Raw genomic sequence first — 26716 nt, 5'->3', positions numbered from 1 at the left:
CGCGACAGCGACCGATGACCGCCTCAGACGCCTGAGACCGCCAGCAAGAATCTTCTGGAGCACACCGTGACCGACGCACACACCGCAGGCCCCTTCATCGCGGCCATCGACCAGGGCACCACCTCGAGCCGCTGCATCGTCTTCGACAAGGACGGCCGGATCGTCTCCGTCGACCAGAAGGAGCACGAGCAGATCTTCCCGAAGCCGGGCTGGGTCGAGCACGACGCCGCCGAGATCTGGACCAACGTCCAGGAGGTCGTCGCCGGAGCCATCTCCAAGGCCGGCATCACCCGCGACGACATCAAGGCGATCGGCATCACCAACCAGCGTGAGACCACGCTGCTGTGGGACAAGAACACCGGCGAGCCGGTGCACAACGCCATCGTCTGGCAGGACACCCGCACCGACGCGCTCTGCAAGGAGCTCGGCCGCAACGTCGGGCAGGACCGCTTCCGCCGCGAGACCGGCCTGCCGCTGGCCTCCTACTTCGCGGGCCCCAAGGCCCGCTGGCTGCTCGACAACGTCGAGGGCCTCAAGGAGCGCGCCGAGGCCGGCGACATCCTCTTCGGCACCATGGACTCCTGGGTCATCTGGAACCTGACGGGCGGTGTCGACGGCGGCAAGCACGTCACCGACGTCACCAACGCCTCCCGCACGATGCTGATGAACCTGCACGAGATGGCGTGGGACGAGCGCATCTGCCACTCCATCGGCGTGCCGATGCAGATGCTCCCCGAGATCCGCTCCTCCGCCGAGGTCTACGGCGAGGTCACCGGCGGCCCGCTCGGCGACCTGCTCGGCGGCATCCCCGTCGCCTCCGCGCTCGGCGACCAGCAGGCGGCCCTGTTCGGCCAGACCTGCTTCGACGAGGGCGAGGCCAAGTCCACGTACGGCACCGGCACCTTCATGCTGATGAACACCGGTGACAAGGCCATCAACTCCTACTCCGGGCTGCTGACCACGGTCGGCTACCAGATCGGCGAGCAGAAGCCGGTCTACGCCCTGGAGGGTTCCATCGCGGTCACCGGTTCGCTGGTGCAGTGGATGCGCGACCAGATGGGCCTGATCAACTCCGCCGCCGAGATCGAGACGCTCGCGTCGTCGGTCGAGGACAACGGCGGCGCCTACTTCGTGCCGGCCTTCTCCGGTCTGTTCGCCCCGTACTGGCGCTCCGACGCCCGCGGTGTGATCGCCGGTCTGACCCGGTACGTCACCAAGGCGCACATCGCGCGCGCCGTCCTGGAGGCCACGGCCTGGCAGACCCGTGAGATCACCGACGCCATGACGAAGGACTCCGGCGTCGAGCTCGCGGCCCTCAAGGTCGACGGCGGCATGACCTCCAACAACCTGCTGATGCAGACCCTCTCGGACTTCCTCGACGCGCCGGTGGTGCGCCCGATGGTGGCCGAGACGACCTGCCTCGGCGCCGCCTACGCCGCCGGTCTCGCCGTCGGCTTCTGGTCCTCGACCGACGAGCTGCGCGCCAACTGGCGGCGGGCCGCGGAGTGGACCCCCCACATGGACGCGGACACCCGCGACCGTGAGTACAAGAGCTGGCTCAAGGCCGTCGAGCGGTCCATGGGTTGGCTCGACGAGAGTGGCGAGGAGTAAGAACAATGACCACCCTGCAGAGCGTCCCTGCCCTCGGGACGCATCCGGCTGCCGGTTCCAACCCGAGCCGCGCCGAGACCCGGGAGCAGCTTTCCAAGGCGACGTACGACCTCCTGGTGATCGGCGGCGGCATCCTGGGCATCTCCACCGCCTGGCATGCCGCGCAGTCGGGCCTGCGGGTGGCCCTGGTGGACGCCGGCGACTTCGCCGGCGCCACCTCCTCCGCCTCCTCCAAGCTGCTCCACGGCGGTCTGCGCTACCTGCAGACCGGCGCGGTGAAGCTGGTCGCGGAGAACCACTTCGAGCGTCGCGCGGTCTCCCGTCAGGTGGCCCCCCACCTGGCGAACCCGCTCACCTTCTACCTGCCCGTCTACAAGGGCGGTCCGCACGGCGCGGCCAAGCTGGGCGCGGGCGTCTTCGCGTACTCGGCGCTCTCCGCCTTCGGCGACGGCGTCGGCCACCTGCTCTCCCCGGCCAAGGCCGCGCAGGACGTGCCGGAGCTGCGCACGGACAACCTCAAGGCCGTCGCGGTCTACGGCGACGACCAGATGAACGACTCCCGCATGGCCCTGATGACGGTCCGCGCGGCCGTCGAGGCCGGTGCCGCCGTCCTCAACCACGCCGAGGTCACCGGCCTGCGCTTCACCAAGGGCCGGGTCACCGGCGCGGAGCTCAAGGACCGCATGAGCGGCGACGAGTTCGGCGTCAACGCCCGTCTGGTCCTGAACGCGACCGGCCCCTGGGTCGACCACCTGCGCAAGATGGAGAACCCGGACGCGGCGCCGTCCATCCGCCTCTCCAAGGGCGCGCACCTCGTCCTCAAGCGCACCGCCCCCTGGAAGGCCGCGCTGGCGACCCCGATCGACAAGTACCGCATCACGTTCGCCCTCCCCTGGGAGGACATGCTGCTGCTCGGCACCACGGACGAGGAGTTCGAGGGCGACCCGGCGGACGTGCGGGTCACCGAGTCGGACACCGCCCAGATCCTGGACGAGGCCGCGTTCTCCATCCGCGACCAGCAGCTCTCGCGCGACCTGATCACGTACTCCTTCGCGGGTCTGCGCGTGCTGCCCGGCGGTCCGGGTGACACGTCCAAGGCCAAGCGCGAGACGGTCGTCACCGAGGGCGCCGGCGGCATGCTGTCGGTCGCCGGCGGCAAGTGGACGACGTTCCGCCACATCGGCCGGACGATCATGAAGAAGCTGGAGTCGCTGCCGGGCCACCCGCTGGGTGACGACTACGAGCCGATCTCCTCGCTGCCGAAGAAGCTGCCGCTGCCCGGCATCGCCAACCCGCGTGCCGTCGCCCACCGCCTCCTGGTGGACGGCCCGGCGCCCGGCCCGCGCATGGCCGCCGACACCGCCAAGCACCTGGCGACGCACTACGGCTCGCTCTCCTTCGACATCGCCCGCCTGGCGAACGAGAACCCGGAGCTCGCCGAGCGCGTCCACCCCGACGCCCCGGAGATCTGGGCCCAGGTCGTCTACGCCCGCGACAACGAGTGGGCCGAGACGGCGGACGACGTGCTGCGCCGCCGTACGACGCTGACGATCCGCGGCCTGGCCACGGACGAGGTGCGCGGCAAGGTCGATGACCTGCTGGGCAAGAAGGCCTGACAGCCCTCTACGGAGTAGGCAAGTAAGGGGCGGTCGCCATGGGCGGCCGCCCCTTACGCATGCCATGCCGCCGCCACAGCACCGCAATGTTCGACGCGCAGTGTTGAATCATGAAGTTTCAGGTGCTCTCCCTCATCTCCCACTCCCCGCACCCGCTGACCGGTGAACTCCCCTCCCCCGCCGACCGGTTCGAGGAGGTCGTCGAGGTCGGCGTCGTCGCGGAGCGGCTCGGGTACGACGCGTACGCCGTGGGCGAGCGGCACGCGGGCGCGTTCCTGTCGTCGAGCCCGACGGTCGTCCTCGGCGCCCTGGCCGCGCACACCACCCGGATCCGCCTGCTGACCGGCGTCACCGTCGTGGCGATCCTGGACCCCGTGCGGGTCGCCGAGGACTACGCGACGCTCGACCAGCTCTCGCGCGGCCGTGTCGAACTCGTCATCGGCAAGGGCGCGGAGGCCGGGCACTTCGACCTGTTCGGGCTCGACGAGGCGCGGCAGTGGGACCTCCAGCGCGAGAAGTACGAGCTGCTGCGCCGGCTGTGGGAGGAGGAGGGCGTCGACTGGCGGGGCGAGTTCAGGCCGCCGCTGAAGAACGTGACGACGGTGCCGCGCCCTTACGCCGGGGCGCCCCGGGTCTGGCACGGCTCGGCGACCTCCCTCAACTCCCCCGAGCTCGCCGCCCGGCACGGCGATCCGCTCTTCACGGCCAACGCCATCCAGCCGCGCTCGGCGTACGCCTCGCTCATCGGCCACTACCGCGAGCGGTTCGAGGCGTACGGGCACGATCCGGCCCGCGCGCACGTCGCGGCGGGCTCCGGCGGCCTGCTCATCGCGGACACCGCCGAGCAGGCCGTCACGCGCTACAAGGAGCTGTACGAGGCGAAGGTCGCGCAGACCTTCCGGCCCGACCTGGCGGGCAAGGCCGGTTACAACACGCCGTTCCGCACCATCGAGGACGCCATCGCGGACGGGCCCCAGCTCATCGGCTCCCCGCAGCAGATCATCGACAAGATCCTCGGCTGGCACGAGGTGTACGGGCACGGGCTCCAGTCGGTCTCCGTGGACGGCTTCGGGCTCGGGCGCGCGGAGCAGACCGAGACGTTGCAGCGGTTCGCGGAGGAGGTCGCTCCGGTGGTGCGGCGGGCGGCGCCGTCCACGCTGTGGGACTCCCTGTGACATGTCCTCGGCTCGGATTACGATCCGAGGCACACCCCTCGCACGACCCCATCTGACCTGGAGTGAGTGACCATGACTCTCCTGACGACCTGGCCGGAGGCCGGCCCCGAGACCGTCGTGCGCCGCACTTCGGACCCGGCCGAGATCGCCGCCGCGCTCGCCCCGGTCGGCGTGCGCTACGAGCAGTGGCCGGTGCGCGAGGACGTCCCGGCCGACGCGGACAGCGACACGGTCTTCGCCGCCTACCGCGCGGAGATCGACAAGCTCAACGCCGAAGAGGGCTTCCAGACCGTCGACGTGGTGGCGCTGCACCCGAGCGAGGACCCCGCATGGCCCGAGAAGGCCGCGGCGGCCCGCCAGAAGTTCCTGGCCGAGCACACGCACGAGGACGACGACGAGGTGCGCTTCTTCGTCGCGGGCGCCGGCATCTTCTATCTGCACGTGAACGGCGAGGTGCACGCCGTCTACTGCGAGAAGGGCGACCTGCTCGGGGTGCCGCGCGGCACGACGCACTGGTTCGACATGGGCACCTCGCCGGCGTTCACCGCGATCCGCTTCTTCCACGAGGAGGACGGCTGGATCGGCAGCTTCACCGGCAGCCCGATCGCCGACCGCTTCCCCGACTTCGACACGATCCACGCGGGGTACGCCGCGTGAGTCCCGGTGCGGTGTCCGACAGTTCCGGTGCGGTGTTCGACGTGGACGCCGTGGTGCTCGACATCGAGGGCACCACGAGCGCCACGGGGTTCGTGGTGGACGTGCTCTATCCGTACGCGCGCGAGCGCTTCGGCGACCTGCTCGCCTCGCGGGGCGGGGAGCCTGAGGTGGCGCGGGCCGTCGCGCAGGTGCGCGCGGAGACCGGGGAGCCGGACGCCGACGCGCGGCGGGTGGAGGAGATCCTCGGCCAGTGGGTCGACGCCGACCGCAAGGCGACGCCCCTGAAGACGCTCCAGGGCATCCTCTGGGCGGAGGGCTTCGCGCGCGGCGAGCTCGTCTCGCACTTCTACCCGGACGTCATCGGCGTCCTGCGGCGCTGGCACGCGGACGGGGTGCGGCTGTACGTGTACTCGTCCGGGTCGGTGGCGGCACAGCGGGCGTGGTTCGCGCACTCGGCCGAAGGTGATCTCCTCGGTCTGGTCGGCGGGTTGTACGACACGGAGAACGCGGGGCCCAAGCAGGAGGCGGACTCCTACCGGAAGATCGCCTCGTCCGTCGGGGCCGAGGGCGGCCCCGAGCGGCTGCTGTTCCTGTCCGACCGGCCCGGTGAGCTGGACGCGGCGCGGGCCGCGGGCTGGCGGGCGGCCGGCGTGCGCCGGGCCGGGGAGCCGTACGCCGAAGCCGACTTCGGCGACCATCCGCGGGTCGCGGACTTCCATCAGATCACCCTTGCCGCTAGGAGCAGTTCATGACCGGGACGACGCCCTCCACCGCGGGCGCTGCCGCGCAGGATCTTCAGGAAGCGGGTGCCGTGCTGGCCGCGGAGGCCGCGCGGTTCGCGGCCTTCGGGTGGATGCGGGGGACATCCGGGAATCTGTCCCTGGTCCTCTCGCGGGAGCCGCTGCGGCTCGCCGTCACGGCGAGCGGGCGGGACAAGGGCGAACTGACGTCGTCCGACGTGGTGCTGACGGACGGCGAGGGCGCGGCCGTGGGGCCGGGGCGGCCGTCCGCCGAGGCCGCGCTGCACGCGCGCGTGGTGCGGCTCACCGGGGCGGGGGCCGTGGTGCACGTCCACACGGTGGCCTCCGTGGTGATGGGGCAGCGGTCTCCTGAGGGGATCCCCTTCGAGGGCCTGGAGATGCTGAAGGGGCTCGGGCATCCGACGCACGAGGTGTCGGTGACCCTGCCGGTGATCGCGAACAGCCAGGACATGGCGGAGCTCGGGGACCGGCTGGAGGCGGCGATGTCTCCCGGGATGCCGGCGGTGGTCGTGGCGGGGCACGGGATCTATGTCTGGGGCGCGGATCCTCGCGAGGCGCGGCATCGGGCCGAAGTGGTGGAGTGGCTCCTTGAGCTGGCGCTGGCGCGGGGCTGAGGTCTGCCTCCGGCGGTTCTCTCCCCGGTCCCGCCCCTTCCCGTAACCGGGGCTCCGCCCCGGACCCCGCTCCTCAAACGCCGGAGGGGCTGAATACCGGCCCCTCCGGAGCGAGGTACCCCGTCAGCCCGCGGCCCCCGGCACCTCCCCCTCCGACACCTCAAGGACGCCCCGCTCCGTGACCAGTGCGGTCACCAGGGAGCCGGGGGTGACGTCGAAGGCGGGATTGTGGCCCCGGGACGTGGGTGGGGTCGTGCGGATGCCCGCCCACTCCAGGACCTCGTCCTCGGAACGCAGTTCGATGTGGATCCCGTCGCCCGAGGGCGTCGCGAGGTCCACCGTCGTCGTGGGCGCCGCCACCATGAAAGGTATGCCCGCGTACGCGCAGGCCAGCGCGACACCGACCGTGCCGACCTTGTTCGCGGTGTCGCCGTTCGCGGCGATGCGGTCCGCCCCGACGATCGCCGCGTCGACCTCGCCCCGCAGGATCGTGCCCGCCGCGGCCCCGTCCGCCTGGACGTAGTGCGGGATGCCCTCCTGGGCGAGTTCCCAGGCGGTGAGGCGGGCGCCCTGGAGGAGGGGGCGGGTCTCGTCGGCGTACACCGTCTCCAGGCGGCCCCTGGCGTGCAGTTCGCGGATGACGCCGAGCGCCGTGCCCCAGCCCGCCGTGGCGAGGGCGCCGGTGTTGCAGTGGGTGAGGATCCGCAGCGGCCGGCCGGAGTCCGCGGCCACGCGCTTGAGCAGCCAGTCCGCGCCGTACGCGCCCATGGCGTGGTTGGCCGCCAGGTCCTCCTCGACGACGGCGTCGGCCTCGGCGAGCACCGCGGCCATCCCCTGGTCGACGAAGGGCTTCACGCGGTCCACGCACACCATCAGGTTCACCGCGGTGGGCCTGGCCTCGCGTATGCGCGTGACCTCTGCGTCGAGCCGGGCGCGGTCCCAGCCCTCGCGCTCGGCCTGCGCCATGGCGAGCGCCACGCCATAGGCGCCGGCCGCGCCGATCGCGGGGGCGCCACGGACGACGAGGCGCACGATCGCGTCGACCAGGGCGTCGACGGTCGTGACGTCGAGGCGCTCCAGCGCGTGCGGGAGCACCGTCTGGTCGATGAGGGAGAGGGCGGGCGACGGGGCGCCGTCCGCCGTGCCCGCCGTCCAGGTGACCGCGCGCAGGTCCTGGCTGCTCATGTGCTCAACTCCGATTGATGGGGGACGATTCCGGCCACGGGAGGAGGGGTGCCGTCACCGTACCTGACGTGGTCGAACCACATTTCGAGACGTTTGTGCGGCTGTCCAAAATCCGGTGTTACTCTCACCGCCACCCAAGGAATGATCGATCCGATCCACGGTGCGAGGAGGACAGCCATGGCCGCGAAAGCCGCCGCGACGCGCTGCCCCGCCGTGTCCCGCGGCTGCCGAATGTGCCGCTGTCGCCGCTGTTCCTGTTGAGCCACGCCGCTCCACGCACGCACGACTCTCCTGACACCGTCCGGGCCCGCTCCCAGGCACCTCCACGAAGGCGATCTCCATGTCCCCGCGTATACGTACGTCCTTGAGACTCACCGCCGCGACCGTCGGCGCCGTCCTGCTCGCCACCGGCTGCAACGCCGCCGCCAAGGGCGGGGACGCGGACAAGGGCGGGAACGGCAAGGCGTTCACGCTCGTCACGCCCGACCCCGTCGCCCAGAACGAGTTCCTCAAGCTCGCCGTGGCCGGGGTGAAGGCCGCGGCGAAGGAGCAGGGCGGCTCGCAGAAGGTCTTCCAGAGCAGCGACAACGACTCGCGGCAGCAGAACGTGGCGTCCGCCGTCGACGCGGCGCCCGACGTGATCGCGCTGGTCGGCTTCGAGTTCGCGGACATCGTGGCGCAGCAGGCCGAGGCCCACCCCAAGCAGCAGTTCCTGCTGGTCGACGCGTGCACCAAGAAGACGTACAAGAACGTCACCTGTGCCGTGTTCCGCGAGCACGAGGCCGTCTTCCTCGCGGGCGCCGAGGCCGGGCTGCTGACGAAGAGCAAGAAGGTCGGGGCCGTCGACGTGCTCGACACCCCGCAGTTCCGCCGGTACAGCGAGCCGTTCGCGGCGGGCGCGAAGAAGGTGACGCCGGGGGCGCGGTCCAGGACGCTGTTCGTGGGCGGGCAGTCGCCGTTCAACGACGCGGCCCGCGCCAAGGACCAGGCGGCGACGCTCGGTTCGGGCGGCGTCGACCAGGTGATGGCGGCCGCGGCCGGCGGCAACACGGGTGTCTTCCAGGCGGCGAAGAGCAAGGGGTTCCAGGCGTACGGCGTGGATGCCAACCAGTGCCTGGGCAGCCCCGGCGTCGTCGTCGACAACGTCCTGAAGAAGACCGACGTCGCCGTGGAGAAGGGCATCGCGCAGATCCTCGACGGCAAGGGCGGCACCACGGTGTCGTACGGCCTCAAGGAGGGCGGCATGTCGCTGACCGGCCTGGAGCCGGGCCTCGCCGACTCCAAGTGCCTGATCGCGAAGCCCGCCAACAAGGACGTGCTCCGGCGCGTCGAGGAGCTGCGCGACGACATCGTCGCCGGGAAGCTGACCGTCGATGACCCCGCCGCCTGAGCCGGGCGGCGACGCCCCGGCCGTCGAACTGCGCGGCATCACCAAGGAGTTCCCCGGCACGCTCGCCAACGACCGGGTCGACCTGACCGTCCGCCGCGGCGAGATCCACGCCCTGATGGGCGAGAACGGCGCGGGCAAGTCGACGCTGATGTCCGTGCTGTACGGGCTCCAGCGCCCGGACGCCGGGCAGATCCTGCTCGACGGGCGCGAGGTGTCCTTCGGGAGCCCGAGCGAGGCGATCGCCGCGGGCCTCGGGATGGTGCACCAGAGCTTCAAGCTGTTCCCGTCCTTCACGGTCGCCGAGAACGTGGTGTACGCGGCCGAGCCGCGCCGCTTCGGTCTCGCGGACCGGGCGGAGGCGGTGCGCCGGGTGGCCGCGCTCGCCGAGGAGCACGGCCTCGCCGTGGATCCCACGGCGAAGGTCGGGGACCTCCCGGTGGGCGTGCGCCAGCGCGTGGAGATCCTCAAGCTCCTGTACCGGGGCGCCCGGACGCTCATCCTCGACGAGCCGACCGCCGTCCTGACGCCCGCGGAGGCGGACGCCCTGTTCGGGGTGCTGCGCTCGCTGGCGGACGAGGGCCGCACCGTCCTGCTGGTCACGCACAAGCTGCGCGAGGTCATGGAGGGCAGCGACGCGGTGACGGTGCTGCGCGACGGGCGGGTCGCGGCGCGGATGCGGACCGCGGACACGAGCGCGGACGGGATCGCGGCGGCCATGACGGGCCGCGCGGTCGAGCTGGACCGGGTGCGCCCGGCGGGCTCACCGGGCGGCGAGGTCCTGACGGTCGCCGGCCTGACGACGGACGGGGTGCGGGACGTCTCGCTCACGGTCCGCGCCGGGGAGATCGTCGGCATCGCGGGCGTCGCGGGCAACGGCCAGTCCGAACTGGTCGAGGCCGTCGCCGGGTTGCGGCCCGTCACGGCGGGCCGCGTGACGCTCGGCGGCCGGGACGTCACGGACGCGACGGCCGCCGAGCACCGCGCGGCGGGTCTCGCGTACGTCCCCGAGGACCGCGCGGCCGTCGGCACGGCGCCGGCCGCGACCATCGCCGAGAACCTGGCGATGGGCCACCACCGGGGGCACGGGCTGCTGCGCCCCGGCCGGCTGCGCGAGCACGCGCGTGTCCTGATCGAACGCTTCGGGATCAAGGCGGCGTCCGCGGACCACGCGGCGGGCTCGCTGTCGGGCGGCAATCTGCAGAAGCTCGTCATCGGCCGTGAACTGGCGCATGAATCACCGCTGCTGATCGTCGAGCAGCCCACGCGCGGCGTGGACATCGGCGCCGTCCAGACGATCCACGACCAGCTCGTCGCCCACCGCGACGCGGGCCACGCGATCCTGCTCGTCTCGGCCGAACTCAGCGAGATCCGCGGTCTGTCGGACCGGGTCCTGGTGATGTACGAGGGCGAGATCGCGGCCGAGTTCACGCGCGAGGAGGCGGACGAGCGGCGCCTCGGCCTCGCGATGGCCGGCGCGGGGGCGGGGCCCGACGGCTCCGCGCGCGCGTCCGGCTCCCCCGCCGCAGCGCCCGTACCCGCCAAGGAGGCTCCCTGACATGGCCGTTCAGAGTCCGGCCTGGAGCCGTGCGGCCGGGGCGCGGCTGCTGCGCTCGCCCGCCCTGCACTCCGTCGTCGCCGCCGTCCTCGTCGGGGCGCTGTTCCTCGTGGGGACCGGGGCCGACCCCTTCGGGGCGTACGGTTCCGTGGTCAGCGGCGCGCTCGGGCCCGACGGCATCGGGTCGACGCTGACCACCGGCACCAGCATCCTGGGCCTGGCCGTCGCGCTGGCCGTGCCGATGCGGGCGGGGCTGCTGAACCTCGGCGGTGACGGGCAGCTGGTGCTCGGCGGGATCGCCGCCGCGGCCACCGGTCTGTACGTGCCGCTGCCCGCACCGCTCGCCGTGCTCGCCGCGCTGGTCGCGGGGATGCTGGCGGGCGCCGCGTACGCCGCGCTCGCCGCCGTGTGCCAGAACCGGTTCGGCGTACCGCTCCTGGTGAGCAGTCTGCTGCTCAGCTATCCGGCGGTGTCCTTCGCCTCCTACCTCGCGCGGTTCCCGCTCAAGGAGGAGGGATCGAGCCTGCCGCAGACGCGGCGGCTGCCGGAGGGCGTGGAGCTGCCCGCGTTCGGTTCCTCGACGGTCACGGTGGGGCTCGTCCTCGTCGTCCTGGCCGCGGGCGTCTTCCTGTTCGCCGACGCCCGCACCGCCACCGGCTACGAGATCCGCATGACGGGCCTCAATCCGCGCTTCGCCGCGTACGCGGGCGTCGACCGGCCCCGCCTGACGCTGCGGCTCATGGCGCTGTCCGGCGCGGTCGCCGGGCTCGTCGGCGCGATCGGCGTGCTCAGCTTCCCGTACCGCTTCATCGACGGTTCGCTGACCGCCGCCGGGCACACCTGGACCGGTCTGACGGCCGCGCTCCTCGCCTCCGCCGCGCCGGTCGGGACCGCGCTCGCCGCGCTGTTCTTCGCCGCGCTCGACGTCGGCGGACTCGCCATGGAGCGGGCCACCGAGGTGCCGCGCGAGCTGACGCAGGTGCTCCAGGCCGTCGTCATCGTCTTCCTGGCGGCGCGGCTGCGCCTGACGTGGCGGCGGGCCAGGAAGGCGGCGCCCGCCGACGTGCCCGCACCCGCCGGGACATCCGTCCGCACCGAGGGGGACCTCTGATGTCCGTCGACTCCGCGCTGTTCCACTCGGCGCTCCTCGCACTCACCCCGATCCTGCTCGCCGCGCTCGGCGGCGCGATCTGCGAGCGCGCGGGCGTGTTCAACATCGGGCTCGAAGGCATGATGCTGATCGGCTGCTTCGCGGCCGTCGCGGGCAGCTGGTCCACCGGCAGCGCCTGGCTGGGCGTCGCCCTGGCGGCGCTCGCCTCGGGGGCGTACGCGATGATCCTCGCCGTGGGCACCATCACTCTGCGGGGCGACGCGGTCGTCCTGGGCGTCGCGCTGAACCTCCTCGCGGTCGGCCTGACCGGTTTCCTGCTGCGCACCACCTTCGGCGTGCAGGGCACTTTCTCCGACCCGGACCTCGCGGGCCTCGGCGGCATCGACCTGGGCTTCCTCGGGCCGGTGTTCTCCGGGCACTCCCCGCTCGTGTACGTCTCCTGGGCGGCCGTCGCCGTCGCGGCCGTGTTCCTGGCACGCCACCCGTGGGGGCTGCGGCTGCGCGGGGTCGGCGAGGCGCCCGACGCGGCGGCGACGCTCGGGGTGAGCCCGGCGAAGTACCAGTACCTCGCGGTCCTCACCAGCGGACTGCTCTGCGGCCTCGCGGGCGCCCAACTCGCCCTCGGAAACGTCACGTTGTTCTCGGAGAACATGACGGCGGGGCGCGGCTGGATCGCCGTGGTCGCGGTCATGCTGGGCCGGGCGCTGCCTCTGGGGGTGCTGCTCGCCGGGCTGCTGTTCGGCGTCGCCGAGGCGGTCGGCTTCCGGTTGCAGGGCAACGGCCTGCCGCAGCAGGCGGCCGACGCCGCCCCCTATGTGGTGACCCTGGTCGCCCTCTTCCTGTCCACGGCGCGCCGCAAGCGCCGCAAGCGTCCCGAGCCCCTGGTAGGAGCAGCCTCATGACCTCGTCCCCCGACGCCCTGCCCATCACCCGCGTGCCCCGCACCGGCCTGCCCGCCCACGCGGTCGTCGTCGGCGACCCGGGCCGCGCGGAGGCCGTCGCCGGCCTGCTGTCCGACGCGAAGGAGGTGTCGTACCACCGCGAGTACCGCACCTTCACCGGCTCCTGGCAGGGCACCGAGGTCGTCGTCGCCTCGCACGGCGTCGGCGCGCCCGGCGCGATCCTGCTCTTCCAGGAGCTCGCCGAGGCGGGCGTCGGCACCATCCTGCGGCTCGGCACGGCGGGCGCGATCCGCCCCGGCATCGGCGACGGCGACCTGGTCATCGCGGACGCGGCGGTGCGCGACGACGGCGTGACCCAGCAGCTGATCCCCGCCGAGTACCCGGCGTTCTCGGCGCCGGAGGCGGTGATCGCCCTCCAGCGCGCCGCGCGGGCCGCCGGGGCGCCGCACCACCGGGGCGTGGTGTGGACGCGGGCCGCGTTCCAGCCGGGCTTCCTGCCGCTGCCCGGCGAGGCGTACGCGGCCGCCGGGATCGCCGCCATCGAGATGGAGCTGTCCGCGCTGCTCGTCTTCGCCTCGACGCACGGCCTGATCGCGGGCGGCGCCCTGGTCGTCGACGGCGCGAACGCCGACGAGCTGGTCGACACGGAGGCCACCGGCGGTTACGACCCGCACCGGAACGTGGTCGCCGAAGGAGTCGACCGGGGCGCCCGGATAACCTTGGACGCGCTGCGCCTGCTGGCCTCGGCCGAGCGCTGACCGACCGCAGCGACCGTCCGCGACCAGGGAGAACGGAACCATGCACGCCACTGACCTGCCGGTCCAGGACCGGAGCGGCCCCCTCGACCTGCTGGTGCACGGCGGGGACGTCCTGACCGTCGACGACGCGGGCACCGTCGTGCCGGACGGCGCCGTGGCCGTCCGCGCGGGCCGCGTCGTCGAGGTGGGTCCCGCCGAGCGGCTGCGCGCCGTGTACGAGGCGGCCGAGGAGATCGACGCGCGCGGCTGCCTGGTCCTGCCGGGCCTGATCAACACGCACACGCACCTGGCGATGAACCTGATGCGCGGCATCGCCGACGACGTCACCCTCCAGGGCTTCCTCGCCCGGGTGGTCCCGCGCGAGGCCGAGATCCTCTCGCCGGACGCGGTGACGGCGGCGATCCGGGGCGCGGTCGCGGAGTCGGTGCGCGGCGGGGTCACCACGGCGCTCGACATGTTCTGGTTCCACGAGGCGGCCGCGGCGGCGGCCCGTGAGGCCGGGTGGCGGCTGCTGACCGGGCCGACGTTCATGGACGTGCCGGGCCCGCCGGACGGCCGCCCCTACGCCGAGCGGCTCGACTGGGCGACCGCGTACCTGAGGGCGCACACTCCGGCGCCGGGCACGCGGCCTGTCGTCTGCGCGCACTCCGCGTACACGCTGAACGCCGGTCAGCTGAAGGAGATCGCCGCGCTCGCCCGCGAGTACGGCGCGCTGCTGCACGTCCACGCCTCCGAGAACGCGGCCGAGGTCGCGACCGTGGTCGAGCAGCACGGCATGCGGCCCGTCGAGCTGCTGGACTCGCTCGGCGTGCTCGGCCCGGACACGCTGCTCGCGCACGCCGTCGACCTCACGGACGCCGAGATCGCGACCCTGGCCCGCACGGGCACGCCGGTCGCGCACTGCCCGGTCTCCAACCTCAAGCTGGGCTGCGGCATCGCCCGCGTGCCCGAGCTGCTCGACGCGGGCGTGACGGTGGGCCTCGGCACGGACGGCGCGGTGTCCTCCAACGCCCTCGACCTGCTCGGCGCGGTGAAGCTCGCCGCGCTCGTGCACAAGGCGGGCGGCGACCCCACGGCGGTCGGCGCGGAGCAGGCCGTGCGGATGGCGACCATCGAGTCGGCGCGGGCGCTCGGCCTCGGCGACCAGCTGGGTTCGCTGGAGGCGGGCAAGCGCGCGGACCTGATCGTCGTCGACCGGGACCGCCCGCACCTGCTGCCCCGCCACGACCCGTTCTCGACCCTGGCGTACGCCGCCGCCGCTTCCGACGTCCGTGACACGGTCGTCGACGGGCGGGTCCTGATGCGCGAGCGCGCGCTGCGCACGCTGGACGAGGCGGCGGTGCTGCGGGAGCTGTCCGCCGCGGCGGCCGCGCATCCGGAGGCGAGCGCCGTATGAGCCCGGGGACCGCCTTCGAGCCGACCCGGGGCTTCACCGGCCGCGCCCGCGCCGCGGACCGCGATCCGCGGCTGCCGCCGGGGCAGTACGACGCACGCGACGGCTGGCCCGTCCTGTCCGCCGAGGTGACCCCGAAGCTGGCCGCCGCCGACTGGACGTTCCGCGTGGACGGCCTGGTCGCGACACCGCGCACCTGGACCTGGGACGAGGCGCACGCGCTGCCGCCGTCCGAGTACCGGGGCGACATCCACTGCGTGACCAGCTGGTCCAAGTTCGGGGTGCGCTTCGGCGGGGTGGGCCTTGACGCGTTCCTGGCCGCCGCGGGCCCGCTCCCCGAGGCCACGCACGTCGTCGCGTACTCCCACACCGGCTACACCACGAACCTGCCCCTGTCCGACGTGACGGACGGCAAGGCGTGGATCGTCTGGGAGTACGGCGACGGGCCGCTGCCCGCCGAGCACGGCGGCCCGGCCCGGCTGATCGTCCCCCACCTCTACTTCTGGAAGAGCGCCAAGTGGATCGCGGGGCTCAGGCTCCTGGACCACGACGAGCCCGGCTTCTGGGAACAGAACGGCTACCACCACCGGGGCGACCCGTGGGCGGAGGAGCGCTACTCCGGTGACTGACCTTTCCCGATCCCCGCGGGCCTTCGTGCCGCCGACCGCGTTCGCCGTGCCCGGCCGCATCGCGGTGAGCAACCGCGCCGCCGCCGTGTGGCAGCGCGCGACCGTCGTCGAGATCCGCCGGGAGACGCCCGCCGCCTCGACGTTCCGCCTCAAGGTGCCCGAGTGGCAGGGGCACCTGCCCGGCCAGCACCTGATGCTGCGGCTCACCGCCGAGGACGGCTACGTCGCCCAGCGGCACTACTCCATCGCCTCCGCGCCCGACGGCAGCGGCGAGATCGAGCTGACCCTCGACCACGTGCCGGGCGGCGAGGTGTCCGGGCATCTGCACGCCGTGGCCCGCGTCGGCGACACGGTCGAGGTGCGCGGTCCGCTGTCCGGCTTCTTCGCCTGGCCGGGCGACCGCCCCGCGCTGCTGCTCGGCGCCGGCTCCGGCGTGGTGCCGCTGATGTCGATGATCCGCCACCACCGGCTCGCCGGGCTCGACGTGCCGCTGCGCCTGATCGTCTCGGCGCGCACGCGGGAGGACCTCATCTACGCCGGTGAGTACGGCGAGGAGACCACCGCCGTCCTGACGCGCGCCGAAGGCCGCCTGAACGCGGGCCACTTGGCGCCCTTCCTGAGCGGGGCCGGGCGGCCCGAGGGCGGCTGGGAGGCGTACATCTGCGGCTCCAACGGCTTCGCGGAGCACGCGTCCCGACTCCTGGTGGACGGCGGCCAGCCGGTCGACCGGATCAGGATCGAACGCTTCGGCTGACCGCCGCCGGGACGGCGGGCACGGGCCGTCAGGGGGAGACCTCCTCCAGGCGCCGGCCCGCCGTCTCCTCCGCGCCGAGCGCCGCGACGACGGCGCCCACGACGGCCACCGCGCCCAGCGTCACGAAGACGGTCGCGATGCTGCCGCCCGCGTAGACGGCGCCGACGACGATCGGGCCGAGGATCACGCCGAGCCGGTTCATGGCTCCGCCGACGCTGGCGCCGAGCGCCCGCATCCGGGTCGGGAACAGCTCGGGCGTGTACAGGTACAGGCAGATGTTGGAGCCGAAGAAGAAGACCGCGGCGAGCGACGTCCAGACCAGCACCTCGACGGGGGTGCGGGCGCCGAGGAACGCGAGGACGAGCAGCATGGCCGCCGCCCCGCCCAGACAGCCGGTGATCACGCGCCTGCGCCCGGCCCGGTCGACGGTGAGGGCGGCGACGAGGCAGCCGAGCAGACCGGCGCAGGACGTGACGGTGGAGTAGAGGAGCGCGTCCGACAGGGACAGGTCGTAGCGGTTCTGGTAGATCGTCGGCAGCCAGGACGTGATGCCGTAGTTGACGAAGTAGCCGGTGAACCAGAGGACGCCGATGACCAGGGTGCGGCGGCGGTAGCGGCCGGTGAACAGGCCGCGCGGTCCGCTCGCGGCGGCTTCCTCCGGCGCGGCGGCGGGCTCCTGGACGGGCGGCGCCTCGGCCACCGGCGGCAGCGGCTTCCCGGTGATCCGCTCGACGTCCCGCTCGATGCCGGTCATCACCGCGGCGGCCTCGTCGGTCCTGCCGTGGTCCGCGAGCCAGCGCGGCGACTCGGGGACCTTGCGCCGCACGAGGACGCAGAGCACCCCGGGCACGGCGGCGATCGCGTACATCCAGCGCCAGCCGAGGATCGGCACGACCCAGGCGGCGACGAGCGCGCCGACGGTGAGACCGGCGGGGAAGACGAGTTCGTAGAGGAGCACGAAGCGGCCCCGCTGGTGGCTGCGGGTGATCTCGGCGATGAAGGTCGCGGCCACCGGGACCTCACCGCCGATCGCGAGGCCCTGGACGAAGCGCAGGGCCATGAAGACGTCGGGCGAAGGGGACGCGGCGAGGGCGAGGTTGGCGACGCTGGAGACCGCCACGCACAGCGCGATGACCTTGACGCGGCCGACGCGGTCGGCGAGGCGCCCGGAGAGCAGGGCGCCGACCAGCATGCCGATCGAGCCGACGGTGAGCAGCAGCGTCGCCCGCGAGGTGGACAGGTCCCATTCGTGGCGCAGTTCGGGCAGGGCGTAGGCGATCAGGAGCTGGTCGAAGGCCTCGAAGAAGGTGACGGCGCCGACGATGAGCCGGACGGTGACGTGCCAGCGGCACAGGGGGAGCCGCTCGAAGCGGGCGGCGATGTGGGCCCGGGTGGCCAGGGTGGTGTGATCCGGCGGTGTGTCCGAAGCGTTGAGCGTCATGCAGGTACTCCGCGGCGGTGAGGGGGAGCGGGAGCGCGGCCTGGGACCCGGCGCCGGGAACGAGTTAGCGCAAAGTTTTTAAGCGCTTAAGTTGTACCGCCCGCAGGCGGGACGTCGTCAAGAGCTTGAACACGGAAAGAATGGACGACCGGGTCTTGCATCCCAGATATTTAAGCCCTTAGATTTCTAGCGCTTGACCAAGGCGGCCTCAACTCCGCTTCCCCCTCGGCTCCCCCGCCCCCCGACTCCCCAACTCCCCCCGCCCCGCAAGGAGGGCCCCCGCATGCCCCGAACACCCGCAGACGAAGCCCTCATCGCGGGCGAGTGGCGGCGCGGCGCGGGTGCCGCCACGCCCACCGTCGACCCGGCCACGGGCCGCGTGCTCGCCACCGTGCACGCGGTCACCGTCGAGGAGGTCGCCGAGGCCGCCGAGGGCGCCGCCCGCGCCGCCGCCGACCCGCGCTGGCGCGAACTGCTGCCGCACGAGCGGGCCCGGCTCCTGCACCGCGTCGCCGCGTCCATCGAGGAGAACGCCGGGGAACTGGCCGCGCTCCAGACCGCCGACACCGGCAAGGCGCTCGCCGAGACCCGCGCCCTGGTGGCCAGCGCGGCCGGTACCTTCCGCTACACGGCGGCCGCCCTGGAGACCGCCGAGGAGGCGATCACCCCGGCGCGCGGCGCCTACGTCACGATGAGCGTCCACGAGCCGATCGGCGTCGTCGGCGCCGTCAACCCCTGGAACTCCCCCGTCGCCGGCGACGCGCAGAAGCTCGCCCCGGCCCTGGCCGGCGGCAACGCGGTGCTGCTCAAGCCCGCCGAGTGGACCCCGCTCGTCTCGCTCGCGCTGGCCCGCCTGATCAGCCGGGCCCTCGACGAACTCGGGCTCCCGGCAGGCCTGTTGTCGGTCCTGCCCGGCCGCGGCAGCGTGATCGGCGACGCGATCGTGCGGGACCCGCGCGTCGGCAAGGTCGCCTTCACCGGCGGCACCACGACGGGCCGGACCATCGCGCACGCCGCCGCCGAGAAGCTGATGCCGTTCTCCCTGGAGCTGGGCGGCAAGTCGCCGACGGTCGTCCTCGCCGACGCCGACGTCGAACAGGCCCTGGCCGGGGTGATGTTCGGGGTCTTCTCCTCCAGCGGGCAGTCCTGCATCGCCGGCTCGCGGCTGTTCGTCGCGCGGGAGCTGTACGACGACTTCGTGGGCGAACTCGTCCAGCGTGTGCAGACGTTGCGCGTCGGCCCCGGCACGGACCCCGACACCCAGGTCGCGCCGCTCGTCCACCACGACCACCGGGACGCGGTCGCCCGCTACGTCGACCTGGCCCGCGCGGAGGGCGCGCGCGTGCTGTGCGGCGGCGCGGCGCCCGAAGGCCCCGCGTACGCGGACGGCGCGTACTACCTGCCCACCGTCCTGGACGGACTGCCCAACTCCGCGCGCACCTGCCAGGAGGAGATCTTCGGCCCCGTCCTGGTCGCGCTGCCCTTCGCCGACGAGGACGACCTGGTCGCCCAGGCCAACGACTCCGTGTACGGCCTGGCGTGCGGGATCTGGACGCGCGACCACCTGGCCGCCCGGCGGATCGCGCGCCGCGTCGACGCGGGGACCGTCTGGATCAACACGTACAAGCAGTTCAGCATCTCCACCCCCTTCGGCGGCACGAAGGACAGCGGGCTCGGCCGGGAGAAGGGCCGCGACGGCATCCGCTGCTACCAGCGCCAGAAGTCCCTGTACTGGGGCACCGCCGAGACCCCGCTGCCCTGGGCCCGCTGACCACACCCCCGGAGAACCCGATGTCCCATCCCCCGATAGCCCGGCTGCGCGCCCTGCGCTCCGTCGAGCTGCTCACCCCGTCCCTCACGCAGGCCACCGACTTCTACGAGGACGCCTGGGGCCTGGAGGTCGTCGAGGCCGAGCGCGGCGCGAGCTGGCTGCGCGGCACCGGCGAGGAGCACCACGCGCTCCAGCTCACCCGCTCCGACCGGAGCGGACTCGGCCGCCTCACCTTCGCGGTGGCCACCCCCGCCGAGGTCGACGAGGCCGCGCGGCGCCTGACGGCGCGCGGGATCACCCCGCTGGCGGGCCCCGGACCGCTCGACCAGGTGGGCGGCGGCTACGGCCTGCGCTTCGCCGACCACGAGGGCCGCGTGATCGAACTGTCCGCCGACACCTGGGCGGTGGCACCGCGCGGCCGGGACGGCGCGGTGCCCGTGGGCGTCACGCACGCCGTCCTCAACACCCCCGACATCGACGCCTCCGTCGCCTTCTACCGCGACGTGCTCGGCCTGCGGGTCTCGGACTGGTCCGAGCACCAGATGGCGTTCCTGCGCTGCAACGCCGACCACCACTGCGTCGCCTTCAACCAGGCCGCGTGGGTGTCCCTCAACCACGTGGCGTACGAGATGAGTTCGGTCGACCACTTCATGCGAGGCCTGGGGCGGCTGCGCCACCACGGGATCGTCCCGCAGTGGGGCCCCGGCCGGCACGGGCCCGGCAACAACACCTTCTCCTATTTCACCGATCCGACCGGGCTCGTGTGCGAGTACACCTCCGAGGTCGCGCAGGTCGTCGAGGACCGCTGGATCGCCCGGGTGTGGCGGCGCGTCCCGGAGCTGTCCGACCTGTGGGGCACGGCGGGCCCGCCGTCGAAGGAGATCCGCTGTCACATGGCCGGTTCGCCCGAAGGGAATCACGGATGAACACGCTCAAGGTGGGACTCGTCGGCTGGGGCGCCATCGGCCGCGTCGTCGGCACGGCCCTGACGCGCGGGGACATGCCCGGCGCCGAGCTGGTGTGCGTCGTCGACAACCGCCCGCTCGGCGAGGCGGCGCCCGCGCCGCAGGTCCCCTTCGACGAGGCACTGGACCGCTGCGACCTGATCGTGGAGGCGGCGGGCCAGGGCGTCGTACGGGAGTGGGGCGAGCGCGTCCTCGCCTCCGGGACCGATCTGCTCGTCGCCTCGACCGGCGCGCTCACCGACGACGGGCTGGCCGAACGGCTGCTGGCCGCGGGGCCCGGCCGCGTGTACTTCACCGGCGGCGCGGTCGGCGGGCTCGACCTGCTCCAGGCGGTGCGCGCCCTCGGCCCGCTCGACGAGGTGCGGCTGACCACCACCAAGCTGCCCTCGACACTCGAACAGCCCTGGATGGACGAGGAGTTGCTGGCCCGGCTGCGGTCCGCGACCGGACCGGTCGAGGTCATGTCCGGCACCGCGCGCGACGTACCGGTGAAGTTCCCCAAGTCGACGAACGTCGCGGCCTCGGTCGCCCTCGCCGTCGGCGACCCGGACGCTGTGCGGGTCCGGGTCGTCGCCGATCCGGGGGCGACCCTGACCCGGCACGTCGTCGAGGCGTCCGGGGAGCACGGCGCGTACCGCTTCGACGTCGCGCACCGGCCCGACCCGGACAACCCGGCGACCAGCCAGGTCGTGCCGTACGCGGTGCTGCGCTCGCTGGCGGCGCTCGCCGGGCGCCCGGGACAGATCCTGTGACCGCCGTGCACGTGGAGGAGGCCGGCGCCAGCGGCCCCCTGCTGGTGTGCCTGCACGGGATCGGTTCCTCGTCGGCGGCGTTCGCGCCGCAGCTCGACGGGCTCGCGGAGCACGCCAGGGTGGTCGCCTGGGACGCACCGGGGTACGGCAAGTCCCTCGATCCGGACGGACCGTTGGACCTCGACGGCTTCGCGGACGCGGCCGCGGACCTGATCCGGCTCCACGGCCCCTCGGCGCACGTGCTGGGCGTCTCGTGGGGCGGCGTCATCGCCCTGCGGCTGGCCGTGCGCCACCCGGACCTCGTGGACTCGCTGATCGTCGCCGACTCCAGCGCGGGCTCGGGGACCGACCCCGAGAAGGCCGCGGGCATGCGGGAGCGGGCCGCCGAGCTCGCCGAGGCCGGGCCCCGGGCGTTCGCCGAGCGGCGCGGCCCCCGGCTCGTCTCGCCGGACGCGCCGGACGCGCTGGTCGAGCGGGTCGTGGCCACCATGGCCGCCGCGGTGCGGCTGCCCGGCTACGCGTACGCCGCCGAGTCGATGGCCGCGGCCGATCTGCGCGGCGAGCTCCCCGCGATCACCGCGCCCGCCCTCGTCGTCTGCGGCGACCGGGACCGGGTCACCGGCGTCGAGGCCTCGCAGGTCCTCGCCGGGGCCCTGCACAAGACCGCCTACGTGATCGTCAAGGACGCCGGTCACCTGGCCAACCAGGAACAGCCCGAGCGGTTCAACGCCTGGGTCCTGTCCCACCTGCACATCGTCACTGCCTGACAAAGGACGGACATCATGCCCCTGACCACCACCCAGTACGACGACGGCGGCGACCTCGCCGCGTACACCGACTCCCTGATCGCCACCAAGGAGTCCCGCGTCGCCGACTTCGACACGCTCTCCTTCCAAGAGAAGGCAGGCCCGCAGTACCGCCGCGGCCAGATCCGTTACGTCGGCTCCGGCGCCACCGGCAACCACGAGAGCGACAGCCGGATCCTGCCGTCGGGCGGCTTCACCTTCTCCAACATGCTCCTGCCGCCCGGCGCCGAGGGCCCCGCCCACACCCACCACGACGTGGAGGAGGCCTTCTTCGTCCTGGAGGGCGAGGTCCGCGTCGGCGTGCACCGCGGCCCCGACGAGGTCGAGTACCGCACGCTCGGCTACCGCGACATGATCGTCGTACCCGCCGGGGTGACCCGCTCGCTGAAGAACGAGGGCGACACCGACGCGCTGTTCTGCGTCGTCATCGGGACGCGGAAGCCGCAGGTGCCGTCGTACCCCGCGTACTCGCCGATGCACGGCGTCACCCGTGACTGACCCACGCACCGTCGTCATCACCGGGGCGGGCCGTGGCCTGGGACGCGCCATGGCCCGCCGGGCGGGCGCCGACGGCTTCCGGGTCGTCGTCGCCGAGCTGGACGCCGGACGCGGCGAGGGGGCGGCGCGGGAGCTGCGGGCCCAGGGGCTGGACGCCCGCTTCGTGCGCTGCGACGTGGCCGACCCCGCCTCGGTCGACGAACTGGCCTCCTGCGTCGGGGAGATGGGTCCGCTGTACGGCCTGGTCAACAACGCGGCGCTCGCCAACGGCGTCGGCGGCGCGGAGTTCCAGGACATCGACGTCGCGGCGTGGGACCGGCTGATGGCGGTCAACGCGCGCGGGCCCTGGCTGGTGGCGAAGGCTCTGCACCCGCTGTTCGGGCCCGAGGGCCGCATCGTCAACATCGCCTCCGACGCGGCCCTGTACGGCTCCCCGCGGCTCGCCCACTACGTCGCGTCCAAGGGCGCCGTCATCGCCCTGACCCGGGCGATGGCACGGGAGCTGGGCGAGCGCGGCATCACCGTCAACGCGCTCGCGCCGGGGCTCACCGAGTGCGAGGCCACCGAGACGGTGCCCGCCGAGCGGCACGCCCTGTACCGCGCGAGACGGGCCATCCCGCGTCCGCAGCGGCCCGACGACCTGGTCGGCCTCGCCGCCTTCCTCCTCTCGGAGGAGTCCCGCTACCTCACCGGACAGGTGATCGCCGTCAACGGCGGCTTCACCACCCACTGACCCACAGGAGCCATCAGTCATGGATCTGGGCCTCGCCGACCGGACCGTCCTGGTCACCGGCGGCAGCTCGGGCGTCGGCCTGGCCACGGTCCGCGCCCTGCTCGACGAGGGCGCGAACGTCGCCGCCTGCGGGCGCGACGCCGACCGTCTCCAGCGGATCGGCGACCACGAGCGCCTGTTCACGGCGGTGTGCGACGTGCGCGACGCCGCCGCCGTGCGCGACTTCGTGGACGGCGCGGCGGACGCGTTCGGCGGGCGGCTCGACGGGCTCGTCAACAACGCCGGGCAGTCCCGCATGAAGCGCCTGGCCGAGACGGTCGAGGCCGACTGGCGCGACGAGCTGGAGCTGAAGTTCGCGGGGGTCCTCAACCCGCTGCACGCCGCGCGCCCGTATCTGCGCGCCAGTGGCGCGGCGTCCGTCGTGAACGTCAACGCCGTCCTCGCCAAGCAGCCCGAGCCCCGCCTCATCACCACCAGCGCCGCCCGCGCGGGCATCCTCAACCTCTCCGTGTCCCTGGCCCGGGAGCTCGCCGCGGACGGCGTCCGCGTCAACTCCGTGTGCCTGGGGCTCATCGACACCGGCCAGTGGACGCGCCGGCACGCCGCCGCCGGCTCCGGTCTGTCGTACGAGGACTGGCAGGCGGAGCTCGCCGCCGACCGGGGCGTCGCCCTCGGGCGGCTCGGCCGGGCCGAGGAGGTGGCGTACGCGATCCTCGCGCTGCTCTCGCCGCGCGCCTCCTACATCACAGGAACCAGCATCGACGTCTGCGGCGGAGTCGGCCGCGGCATCCTCTGAGGAGCCCCTCATGCGTTACGACAACGGAGGCGATCTCCTCGTCGCCGTCCTGCGCGAACTCGGCATCGACACGGTCTTCGGGATCGTCAGCGTGCACAATCTGCCGCTCGTCGAGGCCGTCGACCGCGAGCTGCGCTTCGTGCCCGTGCGGCACGAGGCGACCGCCGTGAACGCCGCCGACGCCCACGGCCGGGCCCGCGGCTCGCTGGGCTGCGCGCTCACCTCGACCGGCACCGGCGCGGGCAACGCCGCGGGCTCGCTGATCGAGGCGCTCAGCGCGGGCACGTCCGTGCTGCACGTCACCGGCCAGGTGGAGAGCCGCCACCTCGGCAGCGGGCGCGGCTTCATCCACGAGACCAAGGACCAGCTCGGCATGCTGAGGGCCGTCTCCGCGTACGCGGCCACCGTGCCGTCGGCCGCCGACGCGGGCCGGGTCCTGCGCGAGGCGGCCCGCGCCGCCCTCGCCTCGCCGGGCGGCCCCGCGAGCGTGGAGTGGCCGGTCGACCTCCAGTACGCGGCCCAGACCGACGCCGTCCTCGACCTCCCGGAGCCGATCTTCACGGCGCCGCAGGGGCCCCACCTGGCCGCCGCCGGTGAGCTGTTGGCGTCGGCGCGCCGGCCCCTGGTCTGGGCGGGCGGCGGCGCGGCGCGCGCGGGCACCGAGCTCGCCGAGCTGCTGGCCGCGACCGGGGCGGGCCTGCTCACCTCCAACTCGGGGCGCGGGGCGGTGCCCGAGGACGACCCGCGGGTCGTCGGGAACTTCGCGACCACCCCGGCGGGCCGCGCGCTGCTCGCCGACGCCGACGTCCTGGTGAGCGTCGGCACGCACTTCCGGTCCAACGAGACCGCCGACTACGCCCTGGAACTGCCCGCCGCGCACCTCCAGATCGACGTCGACCCGGCCGCGCTCGGCCGGGTGTATCCGGTCGCGCACGGCCTGTGCGGCGACGCCTGCGACGTGCTCGGCGCGCTCCTGCCCTACGCCCGCCGCACCACCGCCGAGTCGGGCTGGGGCCGGCGGATCACGGCCGTGCGCGAGGAGGTGCGGGCGGACCTGCGCGAGGCCATCGGCCCCCAGGCGGCGATCTGCGACGCGCTGCGGGCCGCGCTCCCCCGCGAGGCGGTCGTCGCCCGGGACGTGACCATCGCCTCCAGCAGCTGGGGCAACCGGCTCCTGGAGATGTACGACCCGCGCGACAACGTCTTCCCGCGCGGCGGCGGCATCGGGCAGGGCCTCGGCATGGGCATCGGCGCGGCGCTCGCCAGGCCCGGGGCGCCGACCGTGGTCCTCGCGGGCGACGGCGGGCTCGCGGTGCACCTCGGCGAGCTGCTGACCCTCGCCCAGGAGCGGCCGCGCCTGACGCTGGTCGTCTTCAACGACGGCGGCTACGGCGTGCTGCGCAACATGCAGGACCGCTACGGCGAGCGCCGCGCCGGTGTCGACCTCACCACGCCCGACTTCGCGCTCCTGGCCCGCGCCTGCGGGCTGCCGTATCTGCGGATCGGGGCGGCCGAGCACGCCGGCCCCGTCCTGGCCGAGGCCGTGGCCTCGGACGGGCCGACGCTCGTCGAGGTGGACCTCGCCGCGCTCGGCCCGATGAAGAGTCCGTTCACCCCGCCCGTGCAGATCCCCGCGTAGGGAGGCCGCAGCCATGACCTCACAAGAGACCACCCTGGAGCTGCGGGTGCGCCGGATGACGTGGGAGGCCGAGGGCGTGCTCTCCGTCGAGCTCGTCCATCCCGACGGCAAGCCGCTGCCCGCCTGGGAGCCCGGCGCGCACCTCGACGTCCATGTGGGCGGGCAGGTGCGGCAGTACAGCCTGTGCGGGGATCCGCGGGCCACGGCGACGTACCGCGTCGCAATCCTGAACGAGCCTTCCTCGCGCGGGGGTTCGCGCTACGTGCACACCCGGCTGCGCCCCGGCCAGTCCGTCACCGTCGCCGGGCCGCGCAACCACTTCGCGCTGGAGGACGCGCCCGGCTACGTCTTCGTCGCGGGCGGCATCGGGATCACGCCGATCCTGGCGATGGCCCGCGAGGCGGCGCGGCGCGGGGTGCCCTGGCGGCTCGTGTACGGCGGGCGGACCCGCGACTCGATGGCTTTCACCGACGAACTGGCCGCGCTGGGCGGCGCGTCGACCCTCGTACCGCAGGACGAGCGGGGGCACATCGACCTCGCCGACGCGCTCGGCGGCGCCGCGGGGCTGCCCGAGGGTGCGCTCGTGTACTGCTGCGGGCCCGAGCCGCTGCTCGCCGCGGTGGAGGAGCGCTGCCCTGCCGAGCGGCTGCGCGTGGAGCGGTTCGCGGCACCGGCCGCCCCCCGCACCGGCGACGACGCGGCGTTCGAGGTGGAGTGCCGCCGCTCGGGCGTGACGCTCTCCGTCGGCGCGGACACCTCGGTGCTCGAAGCCGCCGAGGCCGCCGGGCTCGCCGTGAACAGCTCGTGCCGGGACGGCATCTGCGGCTCCTGCGAGACCCGGGTGCTCGACGGCACGCCCGACCACCGTGACTTCCTGCTCAGCGAGGCGGAGCACGCCGCGAACGCCTCGATGATGATCTGCGTCTCGCGCCGCGCGGCGGGCCGCCTCGTCCTCGACCTGTGACCCCCGGAGGCATCCATGACCACCACCTGGCCCTACCTGGACGTCCACCAGTCCCGTACGCGCGAACCGAGCCCGTACGAGTACAAGCTGGCCGCCACCCTCGAAGAGGTCTTCACCAAGGAAGGCCACAAACTCGACGACATCGTCCGCGGCCTGAATGCCCGTCAGGTCCACGGGCCCGACGGCTCCCCCTGGACCGAGGAGTCCTTCCGCGCCGAGATGAACCGACTGGGAGCCTGA

At 73.6% G+C, this 26716-nt stretch carries 26 protein-coding genes; 24 read left to right on the top strand and 2 right to left on the bottom strand.

Annotated features, from left to right (window positions below):
- Positions 1 to 66 precede the first annotated feature (66 nt).
- The 6 genes from glpK (at position 67) to mtnB (ending at position 6434) form a co-directional block, all read left to right on the top strand.
- Entirely contained in the window at positions 67 to 1611 is a 1545-nt protein-coding gene (gene glpK / locus AB0L89_RS32020; RefSeq protein WP_365148779.1) for a glycerol kinase GlpK, read from the top strand.
- A 5-nt stretch (positions 1612 to 1616) separates the two neighbouring features.
- A complete protein-coding gene (locus AB0L89_RS32015) occupies positions 1617 to 3227 on the top strand; it encodes a glycerol-3-phosphate dehydrogenase/oxidase (protein ID WP_365148776.1) in 1611 nt (536 codons plus the stop codon).
- Between the two features lie 110 nt (positions 3228 to 3337).
- On the top strand, positions 3338 to 4402 hold the full coding sequence (locus tag AB0L89_RS32010; RefSeq protein WP_365148773.1) for an LLM class flavin-dependent oxidoreductase: 1065 nt from the start codon (positions 3338 to 3340) through the stop codon (positions 4400 to 4402).
- 72 nt (positions 4403 to 4474) lie between these two features.
- Positions 4475 to 5059 carry a cupin gene (locus AB0L89_RS32005; RefSeq protein ID WP_365148770.1) on the top strand — a complete coding sequence of 195 codons (585 nt, stop codon included), beginning with the start codon at positions 4475 to 4477 and terminating at the stop codon, positions 5057 to 5059.
- 11 nt (positions 5060 to 5070) lie between these two features.
- The gene (gene mtnC / locus AB0L89_RS32000) at positions 5071 to 5811 is read left to right on the top strand and encodes an acireductone synthase (protein WP_365148767.1); all 741 of its coding nucleotides are present in this window, start codon (positions 5071 to 5073) and stop codon (positions 5809 to 5811) included.
- Positions 5808 to 6434 (top strand): methylthioribulose 1-phosphate dehydratase, encoded by a 627-nt coding sequence (mtnB, locus tag AB0L89_RS31995; RefSeq protein ID WP_365148764.1) that lies wholly within the window; start codon positions 5808 to 5810, stop codon positions 6432 to 6434. The genes mtnC and mtnB overlap by 4 nt, the downstream gene beginning before the upstream one ends.
- Positions 6435 to 6557: 123 nt before the next feature.
- On the opposite strand, the gene mtnA is transcribed toward mtnB, so the two are convergent.
- Entirely contained in the window at positions 6558 to 7619 is a 1062-nt protein-coding gene (gene mtnA / locus AB0L89_RS31990; RefSeq protein WP_365148761.1) for an S-methyl-5-thioribose-1-phosphate isomerase, read from the bottom strand.
- Positions 7620 to 7959: 340 nt separating this feature from the next.
- On the opposite strand from mtnA, the gene AB0L89_RS31985 reads away from it, so the two are divergent.
- Genes AB0L89_RS31985 through AB0L89_RS31950 form a run of 8 tightly spaced genes read left to right on the top strand, consistent with a single transcriptional unit; the run spans position 7960 to position 16111 of the window.
- Positions 7960 to 9009 (top strand): BMP family ABC transporter substrate-binding protein, encoded by a 1050-nt coding sequence (locus tag AB0L89_RS31985; RefSeq protein ID WP_365148758.1) that lies wholly within the window; start codon positions 7960 to 7962, stop codon positions 9007 to 9009.
- Positions 8993 to 10564, top strand: coding sequence for an ABC transporter ATP-binding protein (locus AB0L89_RS31980; RefSeq protein ID WP_365148755.1), 1572 nt, complete (start codon positions 8993 to 8995; stop codon positions 10562 to 10564). Before AB0L89_RS31985 ends, AB0L89_RS31980 begins: the two co-directional genes overlap by 17 nt.
- A 1-nt stretch (position 10565) precedes the next feature.
- A complete protein-coding gene (locus tag AB0L89_RS31975) occupies positions 10566 to 11675 on the top strand; it encodes an ABC transporter permease (protein ID WP_365148752.1) in 1110 nt (369 codons plus the stop codon).
- The gene (locus AB0L89_RS31970; protein ID WP_365148749.1) at positions 11675 to 12577 is read left to right on the top strand and encodes an ABC transporter permease; all 903 of its coding nucleotides are present in this window, start codon (positions 11675 to 11677) and stop codon (positions 12575 to 12577) included. The genes AB0L89_RS31975 and AB0L89_RS31970 overlap by 1 nt, the downstream gene beginning before the upstream one ends.
- Entirely contained in the window at positions 12574 to 13335 is a 762-nt protein-coding gene (locus AB0L89_RS31965) for a purine-nucleoside phosphorylase (protein WP_365148746.1), read from the top strand. Before AB0L89_RS31970 ends, AB0L89_RS31965 begins: the two co-directional genes overlap by 4 nt.
- A 40-nt stretch (positions 13336 to 13375) precedes the next feature.
- On the top strand, positions 13376 to 14731 hold the full coding sequence (locus tag AB0L89_RS31960; RefSeq protein WP_365148743.1) for an amidohydrolase: 1356 nt from the start codon (positions 13376 to 13378) through the stop codon (positions 14729 to 14731).
- Entirely contained in the window at positions 14728 to 15357 is a 630-nt protein-coding gene (locus AB0L89_RS31955) for a sulfite oxidase-like oxidoreductase (RefSeq protein ID WP_365148740.1), read from the top strand. The genes AB0L89_RS31960 and AB0L89_RS31955 overlap by 4 nt, the downstream gene beginning before the upstream one ends.
- A complete protein-coding gene (locus AB0L89_RS31950) occupies positions 15350 to 16111 on the top strand; it encodes a ferredoxin reductase (RefSeq protein ID WP_365148737.1) in 762 nt (253 codons plus the stop codon). The genes AB0L89_RS31955 and AB0L89_RS31950 overlap by 8 nt, the downstream gene beginning before the upstream one ends.
- A 28-nt stretch (positions 16112 to 16139) precedes the next feature.
- Here AB0L89_RS31950 and AB0L89_RS31945 read toward each other — a convergent pair whose 3' ends face one another.
- Positions 16140 to 17552: an MFS transporter gene (locus AB0L89_RS31945; protein ID WP_365148734.1), complete on the bottom strand. Its 1413-nt coding sequence runs from the start codon at positions 17550 to 17552 to the stop codon at positions 16140 to 16142.
- A 283-nt stretch (positions 17553 to 17835) separates the two neighbouring features.
- Between AB0L89_RS31945 and AB0L89_RS31940 the strand changes: the two genes are divergently transcribed.
- From AB0L89_RS31940 to AB0L89_RS31895, 10 genes are read left to right on the top strand one after another with little or no spacing between them, the layout of a single operon-like run.
- On the top strand, positions 17836 to 19323 hold the full coding sequence (locus AB0L89_RS31940) for an aldehyde dehydrogenase family protein (protein ID WP_365148731.1): 1488 nt from the start codon (positions 17836 to 17838) through the stop codon (positions 19321 to 19323).
- A gap of 20 nt (positions 19324 to 19343) precedes the next feature.
- Positions 19344 to 20249, top strand: a complete 906-nt coding sequence (locus tag AB0L89_RS31935; protein WP_365148728.1) for a VOC family protein — start codon at positions 19344 to 19346, stop codon at positions 20247 to 20249.
- Positions 20246 to 21040, top strand: coding sequence for an aspartate dehydrogenase domain-containing protein (locus AB0L89_RS31930; protein WP_365148725.1), 795 nt, complete (start codon positions 20246 to 20248; stop codon positions 21038 to 21040). The genes AB0L89_RS31935 and AB0L89_RS31930 overlap by 4 nt, the downstream gene beginning before the upstream one ends.
- The gene (locus tag AB0L89_RS31925; protein WP_365148722.1) at positions 21037 to 21807 is read left to right on the top strand and encodes an alpha/beta fold hydrolase; all 771 of its coding nucleotides are present in this window, start codon (positions 21037 to 21039) and stop codon (positions 21805 to 21807) included. The genes AB0L89_RS31930 and AB0L89_RS31925 overlap by 4 nt, the downstream gene beginning before the upstream one ends.
- A gap of 15 nt (positions 21808 to 21822) precedes the next feature.
- On the top strand, positions 21823 to 22344 hold the full coding sequence (locus AB0L89_RS31920) for a cupin domain-containing protein (protein ID WP_365148719.1): 522 nt from the start codon (positions 21823 to 21825) through the stop codon (positions 22342 to 22344).
- The gene (locus tag AB0L89_RS31915) at positions 22337 to 23077 is read left to right on the top strand and encodes an SDR family oxidoreductase (RefSeq protein ID WP_365148716.1); all 741 of its coding nucleotides are present in this window, start codon (positions 22337 to 22339) and stop codon (positions 23075 to 23077) included. The genes AB0L89_RS31920 and AB0L89_RS31915 overlap by 8 nt, the downstream gene beginning before the upstream one ends.
- 19 nt (positions 23078 to 23096) lie before the next feature.
- Positions 23097 to 23873 carry an SDR family oxidoreductase gene (locus AB0L89_RS31910; protein ID WP_365148714.1) on the top strand — a complete coding sequence of 259 codons (777 nt, stop codon included), beginning with the start codon at positions 23097 to 23099 and terminating at the stop codon, positions 23871 to 23873.
- Between the two features lie 10 nt (positions 23874 to 23883).
- Complete coding sequence (locus AB0L89_RS31905) at positions 23884 to 25512, top strand: thiamine pyrophosphate-binding protein (RefSeq protein WP_365148711.1); 1629 nt, start codon at positions 23884 to 23886, stop codon at positions 25510 to 25512.
- Positions 25513 to 25525: 13 nt separating this feature from the next.
- On the top strand, positions 25526 to 26476 hold the full coding sequence (locus AB0L89_RS31900) for a PDR/VanB family oxidoreductase (protein ID WP_365148708.1): 951 nt from the start codon (positions 25526 to 25528) through the stop codon (positions 26474 to 26476).
- Between the two features lie 15 nt (positions 26477 to 26491).
- Complete coding sequence (locus AB0L89_RS31895; RefSeq protein WP_365148706.1) at positions 26492 to 26716, top strand: recombinase-like helix-turn-helix domain-containing protein; 225 nt, start codon at positions 26492 to 26494, stop codon at positions 26714 to 26716.

This window comes from Streptomyces sp. NPDC052114, assembly GCF_040680155.1.
GTDB lineage: Bacteria > Actinomycetota > Actinomycetes > Streptomycetales > Streptomycetaceae > Streptomyces.
This window is presented reverse-complemented; position numbering and strand designations above follow the sequence as displayed.

Bases quoted from the DNA above. Each gene is read 5' to 3' on its own strand.
- AB0L89_RS32015 (WP_365148776.1), top strand. From the start codon at position 1,617: ATGACCACCCTGCAGAGCGTCCCTGCCCTCGGGACGCATCCGGCTGCC.
- AB0L89_RS32010 (WP_365148773.1), top strand. From the start codon at position 3,338: ATGAAGTTTCAGGTGCTCTCCCTCATCTCCCACTCCCCGCACCCGCTG.
- AB0L89_RS32005 (WP_365148770.1), top strand. From the start codon at position 4,475: ATGACTCTCCTGACGACCTGGCCGGAGGCCGGCCCCGAGACCGTCGTG.
- mtnB (WP_365148764.1), top strand. From the start codon at position 5,808: ATGACCGGGACGACGCCCTCCACCGCGGGCGCTGCCGCGCAGGATCTT.
- mtnA (WP_365148761.1), bottom strand. From the start codon at position 7,619: ATGAGCAGCCAGGACCTGCGCGCGGTCACCTGGACGGCGGGCACGGCG.
- AB0L89_RS31985 (WP_365148758.1), top strand. From the start codon at position 7,960: ATGTCCCCGCGTATACGTACGTCCTTGAGACTCACCGCCGCGACCGTC.
- AB0L89_RS31980 (WP_365148755.1), top strand. From the start codon at position 8,993: ATGACCCCGCCGCCTGAGCCGGGCGGCGACGCCCCGGCCGTCGAACTG.
- AB0L89_RS31975 (WP_365148752.1), top strand. From the start codon at position 10,566: ATGGCCGTTCAGAGTCCGGCCTGGAGCCGTGCGGCCGGGGCGCGGCTG.
- AB0L89_RS31970 (WP_365148749.1), top strand. From the start codon at position 11,675: ATGTCCGTCGACTCCGCGCTGTTCCACTCGGCGCTCCTCGCACTCACC.
- AB0L89_RS31965 (WP_365148746.1), top strand. From the start codon at position 12,574: ATGACCTCGTCCCCCGACGCCCTGCCCATCACCCGCGTGCCCCGCACC.
- AB0L89_RS31960 (WP_365148743.1), top strand. From the start codon at position 13,376: ATGCACGCCACTGACCTGCCGGTCCAGGACCGGAGCGGCCCCCTCGAC.
- AB0L89_RS31955 (WP_365148740.1), top strand. From the start codon at position 14,728: ATGAGCCCGGGGACCGCCTTCGAGCCGACCCGGGGCTTCACCGGCCGC.
- AB0L89_RS31945 (WP_365148734.1), bottom strand. From the start codon at position 17,552: ATGACGCTCAACGCTTCGGACACACCGCCGGATCACACCACCCTGGCC.
- AB0L89_RS31940 (WP_365148731.1), top strand. From the start codon at position 17,836: ATGCCCCGAACACCCGCAGACGAAGCCCTCATCGCGGGCGAGTGGCGG.
- AB0L89_RS31935 (WP_365148728.1), top strand. From the start codon at position 19,344: ATGTCCCATCCCCCGATAGCCCGGCTGCGCGCCCTGCGCTCCGTCGAG.
- AB0L89_RS31930 (WP_365148725.1), top strand. From the start codon at position 20,246: ATGAACACGCTCAAGGTGGGACTCGTCGGCTGGGGCGCCATCGGCCGC.
- AB0L89_RS31920 (WP_365148719.1), top strand. From the start codon at position 21,823: ATGCCCCTGACCACCACCCAGTACGACGACGGCGGCGACCTCGCCGCG.
- AB0L89_RS31910 (WP_365148714.1), top strand. From the start codon at position 23,097: ATGGATCTGGGCCTCGCCGACCGGACCGTCCTGGTCACCGGCGGCAGC.
- AB0L89_RS31905 (WP_365148711.1), top strand. From the start codon at position 23,884: ATGCGTTACGACAACGGAGGCGATCTCCTCGTCGCCGTCCTGCGCGAA.
- AB0L89_RS31900 (WP_365148708.1), top strand. From the start codon at position 25,526: ATGACCTCACAAGAGACCACCCTGGAGCTGCGGGTGCGCCGGATGACG.
- AB0L89_RS31895 (WP_365148706.1), top strand. From the start codon at position 26,492: ATGACCACCACCTGGCCCTACCTGGACGTCCACCAGTCCCGTACGCGC.